General features: G+C 76.7%; 14 protein-coding genes and 1 pseudogene. 10 read left to right on the top strand and 5 right to left on the bottom strand.

Features of this window, described 5'->3' with window-relative positions; all coding sequences use genetic code 11:
* The 3 genes and pseudogenes from HLB09_RS06765 to HLB09_RS19260 all read left to right on the top strand — a co-directional run.
* Window positions 1-430, top strand: a pseudogene (locus tag HLB09_RS06765) (ComEC/Rec2 family competence protein); the annotation flags it as partial.
* A 58-nt stretch (window positions 431-488) separates the two neighbouring features.
* Complete coding sequence (gene holA, locus HLB09_RS06760; RefSeq protein WP_212770672.1) at window positions 489-1532, top strand: DNA polymerase III subunit delta; 1044 nt, start codon at window positions 489-491, stop codon at window positions 1530-1532.
* Between the two features lie 56 nt (window positions 1533-1588).
* A complete protein-coding gene (locus tag HLB09_RS19260; RefSeq protein WP_171202630.1) occupies window positions 1589-1861 on the top strand; it encodes a YciI family protein in 273 nt (90 codons plus the stop codon).
* 117 nt (window positions 1862-1978) lie between these two features.
* Here the strand turns inward: HLB09_RS19260 and rpsT are convergent, their stop codons facing one another.
* Window positions 1979-2239, bottom strand: coding sequence for a 30S ribosomal protein S20 (gene rpsT / locus HLB09_RS06750; protein ID WP_171202629.1), 261 nt, complete (start codon window positions 2237-2239; stop codon window positions 1979-1981).
* 129 nt (window positions 2240-2368) lie between these two features.
* Between rpsT and lepA the strand changes: the two genes are divergently transcribed.
* From lepA to HLB09_RS06735, 3 genes are all read left to right on the top strand, one after another.
* Window positions 2369-4243: a translation elongation factor 4 gene (gene lepA, locus HLB09_RS06745; RefSeq protein ID WP_322790052.1), complete on the top strand. Its 1875-nt coding sequence runs from the start codon at window positions 2369-2371 to the stop codon at window positions 4241-4243.
* A gap of 86 nt (window positions 4244-4329) precedes the next feature.
* A complete protein-coding gene (locus HLB09_RS06740) occupies window positions 4330-5310 on the top strand; it encodes a Rieske (2Fe-2S) protein (RefSeq protein ID WP_171202628.1) in 981 nt (326 codons plus the stop codon).
* The gene (locus HLB09_RS06735) at window positions 5297-5806 is read left to right on the top strand and encodes a hemerythrin domain-containing protein (protein WP_171202627.1); all 510 of its coding nucleotides are present in this window, start codon (window positions 5297-5299) and stop codon (window positions 5804-5806) included. Before HLB09_RS06740 ends, HLB09_RS06735 begins: the two co-directional genes overlap by 14 nt.
* Before the next feature lie 51 nt (window positions 5807-5857).
* Here the strand turns inward: HLB09_RS06735 and HLB09_RS19255 are convergent, their stop codons facing one another.
* The gene (locus HLB09_RS19255; RefSeq protein ID WP_281359276.1) at window positions 5858-5983 is read right to left on the bottom strand and encodes a hypothetical protein; all 126 of its coding nucleotides are present in this window, start codon (window positions 5981-5983) and stop codon (window positions 5858-5860) included.
* An 81-nt stretch (window positions 5984-6064) separates the two neighbouring features.
* Between HLB09_RS19255 and HLB09_RS06730 the strand changes: the two genes are divergently transcribed.
* The gene (locus HLB09_RS06730) at window positions 6065-6757 is read left to right on the top strand and encodes an HNH endonuclease signature motif containing protein (RefSeq protein ID WP_171202626.1); all 693 of its coding nucleotides are present in this window, start codon (window positions 6065-6067) and stop codon (window positions 6755-6757) included.
* Window positions 6741-7421 (top strand): MOSC domain-containing protein, encoded by a 681-nt coding sequence (locus HLB09_RS06725; RefSeq protein ID WP_171202625.1) that lies wholly within the window; start codon window positions 6741-6743, stop codon window positions 7419-7421. Before HLB09_RS06730 ends, HLB09_RS06725 begins: the two co-directional genes overlap by 17 nt.
* Here the strand turns inward: HLB09_RS06725 and HLB09_RS06720 are convergent.
* Window positions 7391-8035, bottom strand: coding sequence for a GNAT family N-acetyltransferase (locus HLB09_RS06720; RefSeq protein ID WP_171202624.1), 645 nt, complete (start codon window positions 8033-8035; stop codon window positions 7391-7393). The genes HLB09_RS06725 and HLB09_RS06720 overlap by 31 nt on opposite strands.
* Window positions 8036-8188: 153 nt before the next feature.
* Between HLB09_RS06720 and hemW the strand changes: the two genes are divergently transcribed.
* Entirely contained in the window at window positions 8189-9433 is a 1245-nt protein-coding gene (gene hemW, locus HLB09_RS06715) for a radical SAM family heme chaperone HemW (RefSeq protein WP_171202623.1), read from the top strand.
* 52 nt (window positions 9434-9485) lie between these two features.
* Here the strand turns inward: hemW and HLB09_RS19850 are convergent, their stop codons facing one another.
* Window positions 9486-10106: a DUF4870 domain-containing protein gene (locus tag HLB09_RS19850; RefSeq protein ID WP_171202622.1), complete on the bottom strand. Its 621-nt coding sequence runs from the start codon at window positions 10104-10106 to the stop codon at window positions 9486-9488.
* A 191-nt stretch (window positions 10107-10297) separates the two neighbouring features.
* Window positions 10298-11227, bottom strand: coding sequence for a DUF3097 domain-containing protein (locus HLB09_RS06705; RefSeq protein ID WP_171202621.1), 930 nt, complete (start codon window positions 11225-11227; stop codon window positions 10298-10300).
* A 181-nt stretch (window positions 11228-11408) separates the two neighbouring features.
* Between HLB09_RS06705 and HLB09_RS06700 the strand changes: the two genes are divergently transcribed.
* A complete protein-coding gene (locus HLB09_RS06700; protein ID WP_171202620.1) occupies window positions 11409-12431 on the top strand; it encodes a TIGR03557 family F420-dependent LLM class oxidoreductase in 1023 nt (340 codons plus the stop codon).
* The last annotated feature ends 66 nt before the right edge of the window (window positions 12432-12497 follow it).

Below are 12497 nucleotides of genomic sequence, written 5' to 3'. Positions count from 1 at the left end.
GTGGCGAGGCGGGGGTGCGGCGGGCGGCGAGGACGACGGCGCCAACGACGCCAGCGTCGTGGTCGTCCTCGAGGCGCCCGGCGGGCGGGTCACCGCCCTCGGCGACCTCGGCGCCGAGGCCCAGGCGGCGCTGCGGCGGGCGACGTCGACGGACGCCGGCGCGTGGCCCGTCGACGTCCTCGGCGTCGCCCACCACGGCTCGTCCGACCAGGACCCCGGCCTCGCGGCGCTCGCCGACCCGCGCGCCGCGCTCGTCGGGGTGGGGGAGAACACCTACGGCCACCCCACCGCCCGGGCCCTCGAGCTCGCGGGGGCCCGCGGCGCCGTCGTCGCCTGCACGACGGCGACGGGGGACGTGGCCGTCTCGGGGGGCCCGGACGCGCTGGTGCTGACCGCTCGGCGCGCCCTCCGCGACGGCGCCACGTGCTGAGGTGCGGGCGGCGCGGGCGCGAGGACCGGGTGTCGGCGGCGCGTGGCAGGCTGCCGGGGTGGCCCAGGGCACCCGTCAGCAGCGGTCGACGAGCCGGTCCTCGGGCCGCTCGTCCGGCCGGTCCTCGGGCGCCCGGGGGTGGCGCGAGGCCGTCCCCGCGCCGCTCGTGCTCGTCACGGGCACCGAGCAGGTGCTCGCCGAGCGCGCGGTCGCCCGCGTCACGGCGCTGCAGCGCGCCGAGCACCCCGAGCTCGAGGTCGTCGGCGTCGACGCCACCTCCTACGAGGGGGGCGCGCTCGAGGCGGTCGCCAGCCCGTCGCTGTTCGGCGAGCCCCGGCTCGCGGTCGTCACGGGCGCCGAGGCCCCCGCCGAGCGCTTCGAGCCCGACCTGCGGGCCTACCTCGCCGCGCCGGCCGACGACGTCGTCCTCGTCGTGCGGCACGCCGGCGGCTCCGGCGGTCGCAAGGTCCTCGAGGTCGCCCGGGCGCACGCGGGCGCCGTCCTCGTGGACTGCCCGCCGCTGAAGAAGGACGCCGAGAAGCTCGAGTTCGTGGGCCTGGAGTTCGAGGCGGCGCGGCGGCGCATCGCGGCCCCCGCCGCGCGCGCGCTCGTCGACGCGGTGGGGTCGGACCTGCGCGAGCTGTCCGCCTCGTGCGCCCAGCTCGTCGCCGACACCTCGGGCACGGTCGAGGTGGAGGACGTCACGCGCTACTACGGCGGCCGGGTCGAGGCCACGGGGTTCCGGGTGGCTGACGCCGTCGTCGCCGGGCACCGCGCCGAGGCGCTCGCCCTGCTGCGCCAGGCCGTGGCCACCGGCCTCGACCCCGTGCCGATCGTCGCCGTCCTCGCGGCGCGGCTGCGGCAGATGGTGCTCGTCGGCGGCTCGCGGGGCCGGGGGGACGAGGTGGCGAAGGCGCTGGGCATGGCGCCGTGGATGGTCGACCGCACCCGGCGCGAGCTGCGCGGCTGGACTCCGGGCGCCCTCGGCGCCGGCATCGTCCTGCTCGCCGAGACCGACGCGGCCGTCAAGGGCGGCGGCCGCGACCCCGTCTACGCGCTCGAGCGCGCCGTCCTCGCCCTCTGCGACGCGCACGAGCGCTGAGACGGCCGTCCCCGACCCACGCGTCCGACCACCCGCCCCGCACCGGAGGAGCCCCCGTGACCCACTTCGTCGCCGAGATCGCCTACACCGCCGCCCCCGAGGTGGTGGCGGCCTCGCGCCCCGCCCACCGGGAGCACCTGGCGGCGCTCCACGCCCGCGGGGCCCTCGTCCTGTCGGGCCCGTGGGCCGACGGCACCGGGGCCTGCCTCGTCTACCGGGCCGACGACGAGGCGGCCGTGCGCGGGATGCTGGCGGACGATCCGTTCCTCCGCGACGGCGTCGTGGAGGTGCTCTCGGTGCGGGAGTGGACCGTCGTCGTGGGCGGCTGACCCGCGTCCCGGGGCTCTGCCGACGAGGACACCCCCGGGACGACGGAAGGGCGCACCCCCACGGGGGTGCGCCCTTCGACGTCGTGCGCTGCGGGCGCCGGGCCCGCCGGCGCCGCCTCAGACGGAGGCGACGCGCTTGGCGAGGGCCGACTTGCGGTTGGCCGCCTGGTTCTTGTGGATGACGCCCTTGCTCACGGCCTTGTCGAGGCGCTTGGACGCGCGGACGAGGGCCGACTGGGCCTTGTCGCGGTCGCCGCTGTCGGCGGCCTCGCGGACGGAGCGGACCGCCGACTTCAGCTCGGACTTGACGGCCTTGTTGCGCAGGCGCGCCTTCTCGTTGGTGAGGATGCGCTTCTTCTGGCTCTTGATGTTCGCCACGTCTGATTAGCTCCAGGTCGGTCGTGTCTGGCTCGTGCTCGAAGGTCTGCGAGGCGGCCACGACCCGGGCTGGACGCCCGGCGCGGCGGTGACCGCGGCCAAGGATCCCGACGGAGGTGGCCCGAGCCCGTGAGCGCCCCGGCCCGCAGCGACGCCGCGCACGGCGGCATCGAGCCCGCCTCGACCGCCCCCGCCCTGCTGCGGAACTTCTCGATCATCGCCCACATCGACCACGGCAAGTCGACCCTGGCCGACCGGATGCTGCAGATCACCGGCGTCGTGGACGAGCGGGCCATGCGGGCGCAGTACCTCGACCGCATGGACATCGAGCGCGAGCGCGGCATCACCATCAAGAGCCAGGCCGTCCGCATGCCGTGGACCGTCGACGGGCGCGCCCACGCGCTCAACATGATCGACACCCCGGGCCACGTCGACTTCACCTACGAGGTCTCCCGCTCCCTCGCCGCCTGCGAGGGCGCCGTCCTCCTCGTCGACGCCTCCCAGGGCATCGAGGCGCAGACCCTCGCCAACCTCTACCTGGCGATGGAGGGCGACCTCGAGATCATCCCGGTGCTCAACAAGATCGACCTGCCCGCCGCCCAGCCCGAGCGGTACGCGGAGGAGATCGCCGGGCTCGTCGGCTGCGACCCCGCGGACGTGCTCCGCGTCAGCGGCAAGACGGGCGAGGGCGTGCCCGAGCTGCTCGACCGCATCGTGCAGCGGGTGCCGGCGCCGGTCGGCGACCCCGACGCCCCCGCGCGCGCCATGATCTTCGACTCGGTCTACGACACCTACCGCGGCGTCGTCACCTACGTCCGCGTCGTCGACGGGCACCTCGACCCGCGCCAGCGGATCGCCATGATGTCGACCCGCGCGACGCACGAGCTGCTCGAGATCGGCGTCAGCTCCCCCGAGCCGACGCCGTCGAAGGGGCTCGGGGTGGGCGAGGTCGGCTACCTCATCACCGGCGTCAAGGACGTGCGCCAGTCGCGCGTGGGCGACACGGTCACCGACGCGGTGAAGCCGGCGAAGGACGACCTCGGCGGCTACCGCGACCCGCGCCCCATGGTCTTCTCCGGGCTCTTCCCGCTCGACGGCTCCGACTACCCGGTGCTGCGCGACGCCCTCGACAAGCTCAAGCTCAACGACGCCGCCCTCGTCTACGAGCCGGAGACCTCCGTCGCCCTCGGCTTCGGCTTCCGGTGCGGCTTCCTCGGGCTGCTCCACCTCGAGATCGTCCGCGAGCGCCTGGAGCGCGAGTTCGACCTCGACCTCATCTCGACCGCGCCGAGCGTCGTCTACGAGGTCCGGATGGACGACGGCGCGGTCGTCTCCGTCACCAACCCCAGCGAGTTCCCCGAGGGCAAGGTGGGGGAGGTCCGCGAGCCGGTGGTGAAGGCGACCGTGCTGGCGCCGAGCGACTACATCGGCGCCGTCATGGAGCTGTGCCAGAGCCGACGCGGCGAGATGCTCGGCATGGACTACCTCTCGCCCGAGCGGGTCGAGCTGCGCTACCAGCTGCCGCTGGCCGAGATCGTCTTCGACTTCTTCGACCAGCTGAAGTCGAAGACGAAGGGCTACGCCTCGCTGGACTACGAGCCCGCGGGCGACCAGGCGGCCGACCTCGTCAAGGTCGACGTCCTGCTGCAGGGCGAGAAGGTCGACGCCTTCAGCGCCATCGTCCACAAGGACAAGGCGTACCCCTACGGCACGATGATGGCCGGGCGGCTGCAGAAGCTCATCCCGCGCCAGCAGTTCGAGGTGCCCGTGCAGGCCGCCATCGGCGCGCGCGTGATCGCCCGCGAGACGGTCCGCGCCATCCGCAAGGACGTCCTCTCCAAGTGCTACGGCGGTGACATCACCCGCAAGCGCAAGCTGCTGGAGAAGCAGAAGGAGGGCAAGAAGCGGATGAAGATGGTGGGGCGCGTCGAGGTGCCGCAGGAGGCCTTCATCGCCGCCCTCACCGCGGACGCCGCCGAGAGCAAGGACGGCGCCAAGAAGTAGGCGGAGGCCGCACGGCGCCGTAGGAGCGGGGGCTCGTCCGGTGCGCCCGGGTTGCACCGGACGTCCCCCGGCGGGTTGATGGGGCGATGACGCCCCCGACCGCCCTGGCCGAGCGGCTGACCACCGCTCCCGAGGCGTGGGAGGCGCTCGACCGGCCGTCCTACCGCGCCGAGCACGTCCTCGGGGTCGCGCTCAACGCCCTGGGGCGGGGGCGGGGGCCCGTCGTCGACGCCCTCCACGGCACGTGGCTCGGCCACCCTCTGCACCCCGCGCTGACCGACGTCCCGATCGGGGCGTGGACGGCGGCGCTCGCGCTCGACGCGCTCGACGCCGTCGGTGCGTCCCGCGCGCCGGGGCTCGCCGCGGCCTCGCGGGCCTGCACGGCGGTCGGCCTCGTGGGCGCCGCGGCCGCGGTCGCCAGCGGGCTGGTGGACTGGCAGCACACGCACGAGGGGGCGCGCCGGGTGGGCGTCGTCCACGGGCTCCTCAGCGCGACCGCGACGGGGCTGCAGCTCGCGTCGTGGCGCGCGCGGGGTCGAGGTAGGACGGCGCGGGGGCGCGCGCTCGGCCTCGCCGGGTGGTGCGTCGTCACGGCGAGCGCGGCGCTGGGCGGCGCACTCGTGCACCGGCACGGCGTCGGCTCCGACCACGCCGACCGGTCGCTCGCGCCGCGGACCTTCACCGACGCCCTGCCCGTGGCCGACCTCGTCGACGGACGACCCGCGCGGGCGGACGTCGACGGCGTCCGCGTCGTGCTCCTGCGCCAGGGCGACGGCCCGGTGCGCGCCTTCGGCGAGGAGTGCCCGCACCTGCGGGGCCCCTTGTCCGAGGGGTGGGTGACGCGCGAGGGGCTCGTGTGCCCGTGGCACGGCTCGTGCTTCTCCCTCGAGGACGGCGCCGTCGTCCACGGCCCGGCGACGGCGCCCCTGCCCCGCTTCGAGGCGAGGGTGCGCGGCGGCACCGTGCAGGTGCGCCGGGTGCCGCCCGTGCCCGGGGCGAGCCCGGGGAGCGTCACCGCCGCCGAGCAGCACCGCGAGGACGAGGAGGACCGCCGTGCGCGCCACTGAGGTGCTGACCGCCCACCACGACGAGCTCCGGTCGCTGCTCTCGGAGCTGGCCCGGCTGCCGGGGGACCGGGCCGTGGAGCGCCAGCGGGTGCTCGACCACCTCGTCGACGAGCTCAGCCTCCACGAGCAGCTGGAGGACGAGATCTTCTACCCGTCCGTGACGGCGGCCAGCCCCATGGTGGCCGTCGCCCACGCCGAGCACCGGTACCTGGAGGACCAGGTGGCCGTCGTCGTCCGCACCGGACCGCGCCGCGCCGGCTTCGACGAGGAGGTGCGCGTCCTCACCGCAGCGGTCGAGCACCACGCCGGGCACGAGGAGAGCGAGATGTTCACCGAGGTCGACGCCAAGCTCGACGCCGACGTCCTCGAGGACATGGGGGCGCGCATCGCCGCGCGCCTGGAGGAGCTCCGGGCCTCCCGCACGACGCAGCTGAGGCTGCGGGTGAAGCGGGAGGTGCTCCGGCGCACGCCGGGGGGCGCGCGTCGACCTCGTTGAGGGAACCTCGCGCTCGCGGCGCCCCGCTCGGTCGTCGTGGAGGGGGCTCGCTCAGCGGTGGCGTCGGCGGGGGTCGCGACGGCGGTCGACGGCGCCCCAGGAGCGGGCGGCGGCGGCGTCCTGGAGGAGCGTGCTCTCGTCACGGGCGGGGGCGAGGGCGGGCGCGGGGGCGGGCACGTCGGGTCGCTCGCACGGCGACGGTGCCGGGGCTGAGCTGGTCGTGGTCACGATCTCGCATCGGTCGTCCGCGGCGGCGGCTTGAGGGGCGCCGTTCCGGACGACGCTCGCGGGGCGGGTCTGCTGGCTGACGACGCCCCCCTGTCGGCCGGAGCGGTGCGCCGGCTGGCGTGCGACGCCGAGGTCGTGCCCACCGTCCTGGGGTCCCGCTCGGAGCCGTTGGACGTCGGCCGCGCCGCCTACACGGTCACGCCCGCGCAGCGGCGCGCCCCCGCCATCCGCGACCGGGGCTGCATCGCCCCCGACTGCGACGCCCCCGTCTCCCGGACCCACGCCCACCACGTCGTGCACTGGGCCGACGGCGGCCCCACGGACCTGTCGAACCTGGCCCTGGTGTGCGGGCACGACCACCGCCGCGTCCACACCGGCGCCCTGGTCGCCCACGTCGTCGACGGCAGACCCGTCATCACCCGGCCCGGCGACCCCCCACCGACCACCACCCCACCCTGGCGCGCACGCCTGGACGACCTCTCCCACGAGCTGACCGACGCGCTCCACCAGCCCGACGGCGGCTGTCCTGCCGAGGAGCCCGGCCGTGCCGACGGTGCGTCGTCGAGTCCGGCGCCGGACCCGTCGTCGTCGGTCAAGGGAGCCGACGACCGCGCCGACGGTCCGCCTCCGGGCTCGGTCGTCGAGGACGACGTGCGACCCGGCCGGAGCCGGCCCTGGCCGGCTCCTGCGCTGGTTCACTGCGGTCATGCCTCCTGCGTCTGACTCCTCGACGCCCGGGTCGTCCCCTGCCCGCGTGCTGGCCGTGTGCCGCGTGCACCAGCTGCAGCCCGACGGCGCCCGCGGTGACGTGACCGCCATCGACAAGCGGCCTCTCGACGGAGCGGTCGACGTCGGGCTCCTCGGGGTCCGCGGCGACGTCCAGGCGGACCGCCAGGACCACGGCGGCCCGGACAAGGCCGTCTACGCCTACGCCCAGGAGGAGGCCGACCACTGGACGGGTGTGCTGCAGCGCGAGCTGCCGCCGGGGCTCTTCGGGGAGAACCTCCGCACGACCGGTGTCGACGTCGACGGCGCCGAGGTGGGGGAGCGCTGGCGCGTCGGCCCGCGGCTCGAGGTGGAGGTCACCATGGCCCGCACGCCGTGCCAGACCTTCGCCCGCCACCTCGGGGAGGAGCGGTGGGTCCGCCGCTTCACCGAGCGCGGCAGGCCGGGTGCGTACCTGCGCGTGCTGGTGCCCGGTGAGGTGAGGGCCGGTGACCCCGTCGAGGTCCTCTCACGTCCCGGCCACGGCGTCACGACGTCCGCCTTCTTCGCGGAGCGCACGCCGGGCGACGCGCGGGTGCTCCGCACCGCCCACGACGACGGGTCGCTGCAGCTCGCCCCGGCCCTGCTGGCCTACGTCGACCGGGCGCTCGCGCGGCCCTGACGCCGAGAGGCTCCTGGAGGACGGCTCCCCGAGCTGGGACGGGACTCGGCCCTGACCCGCGGCGGCTGCGGGACCGCCGCCACGAGCACGTGCTGCGGCTCCTGCCCTTCGACCCGCTGCTGCACCCCCGTGGCGCGGAAGCCGGCCGCGGCGTAGGCGCGCTGGGCCGCGGCGTTGCCCGCTCCCACGGTGAGGACGACGAGCGCGGGGCCGCCCGCCGCCACCGGCCCCCACAGGTCCGCGGCCAGCGCGGGCACCTGCGCGGCGGCGCTACGCCCGTGCCCGCGCCCCTGGGCGGACGCCGCGAGGTAGAAGCCGCGCAGCAGGACGGCGCGCTCGGGCTCGTCGACGACCTGGGCGAGCAGGTCGCCGCGGTCCAGGACGCCGAAGCCGATGGGCTCCTCGTCCAGCAGGACGGCGAAGGGGGCCCGCCGCGGGTCGGCGTCGGCTGCCGGCAGCGTCTGCCGGGCGGAGGCCGAGGCGCCGAGCTGGTGCGGCGCCGGCTCCAGCCGCACCAGCGCGGCGCGCAGGGCGACGTCGTCGGGGGCCAGGGCCCGCAGGCGCACCCGTCGTGCCGTCGGGTCGTCGCGGCGGCGTCGCGTCGTCGGGTCCACCGACCCATCCTGCGCCCCGAGGCCCGCTCGCCGGGGGGCCGCGCCCGGACGCCGCCGGTCGGGTGGCGGGTCGGCAGCTGCGGCCGGAGGCGGGCCGGGTGGTCGCCCGGGGCCGTGGTCGGCGCCCGCCCGCGGGCGGGGGAGCATGGGGGCGTGAGCCCCGCCCTGCCCGTCGGCGACCCCGCGCCCGAGGACGGCGCCCTGCCGCCCTCCGCGGCCGTGGGCGCCGAGGAGCGCGCACTGGCCCTCTACCTGCACGTGCCCTTCTGCCGGGTCCGCTGCGGCTACTGCGACTTCACGACGTACACGGCCGAGGAGCTCGGTGGCACCGGCAGCGGCTCGTCCCGCGCGGGCTACGCCGCCACGGCCGTCCGCGAGGTCGAGATGTCCGGCCGCGTCCTCGCGGCGGCCGGGCTGCCCGCGCGCCCCGTCTCGACGGTCTTCGTCGGCGGGGGCACGCCGACCCTGCTCCCTCCCGGCGACCTGCTCCGGATGCTCGAGGCGGTCCGCGACGTCCACGGCCTCGCACCGGGGGCCGAGGTGACGACCGAGGCCAACCCCGACTCCGTGACGCCCGGGTCCCTCGCAGAGCTCGCCGCGGGCGGGGTGACCCGCGTGTCCTTCGGCATGCAGTCCGCGGTGCCGCACGTGCTCGCGACGCTCGACCGCACCCACGACCCGGCGCGGGTGCCCGACGTCGTCCGGTGGGCGCGCGAGGCCGGCCTGCAGGTGAGCCTGGACCTCATCTACGGCGCGCCCGGGGAGTCCCGCGACGACTGGCGGCGCAGCGTCGAGGCCGCGCTCGCCTGCCGCCCGGACCACGTGTCCGCCTACGCGCTCGTCGTCGAGGCCGGCACGAAGATGGCCGGGCAGGTGCGCCGGGGAGAGCTCGCGCCGCCCGACCCCGACGACCTCGCCGCCAAGTACGAGGACGCCGACGCGCTGCTCGGGGCGGCCGGCATGGCCTGGTACGAGGTGAGCAACTGGGCCGCGCGGCCCGACGCCCGCTGCCGTCACAACCTGTCCTACTGGCGGGCCGACGACTGGTGGGGCGTGGGGCCCGGGGCCCACAGCCACGTCGGCGGCGTGCGCTGGTGGAACGTCAAGCACCCCGGCGCCTACAGCGCCCGCCTCGAGCGCGGCGCCTCACCCGCCCACGGCCGGGAGGTGCTCGACGACGACGCGCGCCTCGTCGAGCGCGTCCTGCTCGGCGTCCGCCTGGCCGAGGGACTGCCCGTGACGGCGCTCCCGCCGGAGGGCCGGGCGCAGGTGGCCGGCGTCGTCGCGGACGGCCTCGTCGAGCCCGGCCCGGGCGGGACCCCGCCCGGGCGCGTGGTGCTCACCGCCCGCGGACGCCTGCTCGCCGACGGCGTCGTGCGCCGCCTGCTGGGCTGGTGACGGCGTCGCGGACGACCTGGGCCGGCGCCCGGGCCGTCCGCGACGGCGGCGGTCAGCGCACGAAGCGGACCACGAGCGGGTAGCGGTAGCGCTCGCCCCGGTTGGCCGCGACGGCGGCGAGGATCCCGAAGAGCACGAGCGGGAACCACAGCAGGGGCGGGAGCGCCAGGAGCGGCGAGAACAGCCCCAGGGTGATGAGGCTGAGGATGCCGAAGGCGATGTAGAGCCCCACGAAGTACAGCGCGAGGGAGATGTGCGCGTTGAGCGCCTCCTTCGTCTGGTCCCGCACGAACAGGCCCCGGTCCTTGAGGACGAGGAAGGCGACGAGCGGCCCGAGCACCGGCACGACGATCCCGGCGACGTGCGTGAGGGTCGCCCACATCCGCTGGTCGGCGGGGCGCAGGTCGTCCGTCCCCGCGGGACGCGGGGCCTGCTGGCCGTAGCCGGAGCCGTAGGTGCCGGCGGTCCGCTGGTCGCCGCCGCCGTAGGGGCCCCCGGCGAAGGGGTCGCCCTGCGGTGCGCCGCCGCCGCGGGGGCCGGTGGAGGCGCCACCGCTCCCGGTGCCCGTCCCCTCGGGCCCCGCCGGGGACGACGGCGGCTGCGGCGGGGGCGACCACCCGGTCGGGGGCTGCTCGGCGCGGGGCTCGTCGCCGCGGGGCTGCTGGTCGGACACCGGAGGCTCCTCACTCGGGCGGCGCGGGTCGCGCCCGGGTCCCCACGCTAGGGGGCGGGCGACGGCCGCGGCCGACCGGCGCGCGGTCGTCCCCCTCGGGGAGGGGTGTCGAGCACCGGCGGAGGCGCCCGGAGCGCCGGGACCAGGCGCCGGCTGCTCAGGCGTCGGTGGCTGTCATGCGTCGGTGGCTGTCACGCGTCGGGGGCGGTGACGAAGTCGATGAGCTCCTCGACGCGGCCGGACAGGGACGGCTCGAGGTCGGCGATCGTCGTCACGGCGCCGAGGATGCGCTTCCAGCCGTGGGCGACGTCGCGCTGGTCGGCGTGCGGCCACCCGAGCGCGGCGAGCACGCCGTACTTCCACGAGGTGCCGCGCGGGACCTCGGGCCACGCGCGCAGCCCCAGCGACGCCGGCCGGACGGCGGCCCAGACGTCCACGTAGGGGTGCCCGACGACGTGCACGAGGCCCCGCCAGCGCGGGTCGGCGAGCGCCGCGTCGACGACGCGCGTCTCCTTGCTGCCCGCCACGAGGTGGTCGACGAGGACGCCGACGCGGCGGCCGGTCTCGGGGGCGAAGGCGGCCAGCGCGCCCGCGAGGTCGTCGACGCCGTCGAGCGGCTCGACGACGACGCCCTCCACGCGCAGGTCGTCGCCCCACACCTTCTCGACGAGCTCGGCGTCGTGGCGGCCCTCGACCCAGATGCGGCTGCCGCGGGCCACCCGCGCGCGGTGGCCGGCGACGGCCGTGGAGCCGCTGGCCGTGCGGCCCGGGCGCAGCCCCGAGGACGCCGACGGCGAGCCCGGCCCGCCCGCTGCCGACGAGCCCGGTGCGCGGCGCGGCGGCACGAGGAGGACAGGGCGCCCCTCGACGAGGAAGCCCGGGCCCATCGGGAAGCCCCGCGTGCGCCCGCGTCGGTCCTCGAGGTGGACGACGTGCGTGCCGCCGGCCTTCTCCACGCGGACCACGGCGCCCGTCCACCCCGTCTCGGCGTCCTCGACGACGAGGCCGCGCTCGGCCGCCAGCTCGGTGCTGCGCCCGCGGCGGGGGACCCGCCAGTCGCCGGAGAGGACGTCGGAGCCGTACCGGTCGCCGGGGCGCGCGCCGGAGGTCGTGCTGCTCATGCGCACCGACGCTAGCCCGCGCGAGCGCGGACGCCGGGCCGCCGCGCCCGCGTGCGGCCCCGCACCCGCGCTCCTAGCGTGGAGGCGCGACCAGCCCCGCCGCCCCTCCCCGCGACCGCGGGGGATCCGCACCGCGGGCGCCCCACCGGACCAGCCCAGAGGACCACCGCGGAGGACCACCATGCAGATCGGCTACAAGCTCGCGACCGAGGCCTTCGACCCGAAGGAGATCGTCCGGCAGGCCGTCGAGGCCGAGAAGGCCGGCTTCGACTTCGTCGAGATGAGCGACCACTTCCACCCCTGGCTCGACACCCAGGGGCACAGCGGCTTCACGTGGGCGCTGCTCGCCAACATCGCGGCGAGGACCTCGACGCTGCGCCTCGCGACGGGCGTGACGTGCCCGAGCGTCCGCTACCACCCGGCCGTCATCGCCCAGGCCGCCGCCACGATGCAGATCATCTCGGACGGGCGCTTCACCCTGGGCGTCGGCGCCGGCGAGCGCCTTAACGAGCACGTCGTCGGGGGTCAGCAGTTCCCCAGCGTGCGCGGCCGGCACGAGCGCTTCCGCGAGGCGCTGGAGATCATCCGCCTCCTCTGGCAGGGCGGGTACCGCTCCTACGAGGGCAAGCACCTGCAGCTGGAGGACGCCCGCGTCTTCGACCTGCCCGACGAGCTGCCCGCCATCGCCGTCGCGGCCAGCGGCCCGGTGTCCGCGCGCATCGCCGCCGAGCTGGGCGACGGCCTGTTCGCCACGGAGCCAAAGGGCGACATGGTCGCCACGTGGAAGCGCCTCGGGGGCGAGGGCCCCGCCTACGCCGAGGTGCCGCTGGCCTGGGCGCCCGACGCGGAGAGCGCCGCGCAGGCGGTCTGGGAGAAGACGCGGTGGGCGCTGACGGGCTGGAAGGTCATGTCCGAGCTGCCGAACCCCGTCAACTTCGACGCCGCGACCCAGAGCGTCACCCTCGAGCAGATCCAGCAGCAGTTCGCCTGCGGGCCCGACGTCGCCCGCCACCTCGAGGTGGCCCAGCAGTTCGTCGACGCCGGCTTCGACCACGTCGTCACGATGAACGCGGGGCCGGACCCGGACGGCTTCATGGACTTCTTCCGGCGCGAGCTGGCCGAGCCGCTGCGCGCGCTCACGCCGAGCGAGGACGCGCAGGGCCCGGGGCTCGCCGACCGCGTGCTCGGCGCCGTCCGCGGCTGAGCCGGCACCCCGGCCTCCGACGAGCTCTCGCCGTCCGGCCCGGCGCGCTGCTGGTGCCGGTCCCGG

This window comes from Pseudokineococcus marinus (genome assembly GCF_013004605.1).
GTDB lineage: Bacteria > Actinomycetota > Actinomycetes > Actinomycetales > Quadrisphaeraceae > Pseudokineococcus > Pseudokineococcus marinus.
The sequence above is the reverse complement of the archived record's forward strand: the minus strand, read 5'-3'. Positions and strand labels throughout refer to the sequence as shown.

Excerpts from the sequence above, each read along its gene's own strand:
- HLB09_RS06740 (WP_171202628.1), top strand. The coding sequence starts at position 4,330 with ATGACGCCCCCGACCGCCCTGGCCGAGCGGCTGACCACCGCTCCCGAG.
- HLB09_RS06725 (WP_171202625.1), top strand. The coding sequence starts at position 6,741 with ATGCCTCCTGCGTCTGACTCCTCGACGCCCGGGTCGTCCCCTGCCCGC.
- HLB09_RS06705 (WP_171202621.1), bottom strand. The coding sequence starts at position 11,227 with ATGAGCAGCACGACCTCCGGCGCGCGCCCCGGCGACCGGTACGGCTCC.
- HLB09_RS06700 (WP_171202620.1), top strand. The coding sequence starts at position 11,409 with ATGCAGATCGGCTACAAGCTCGCGACCGAGGCCTTCGACCCGAAGGAG.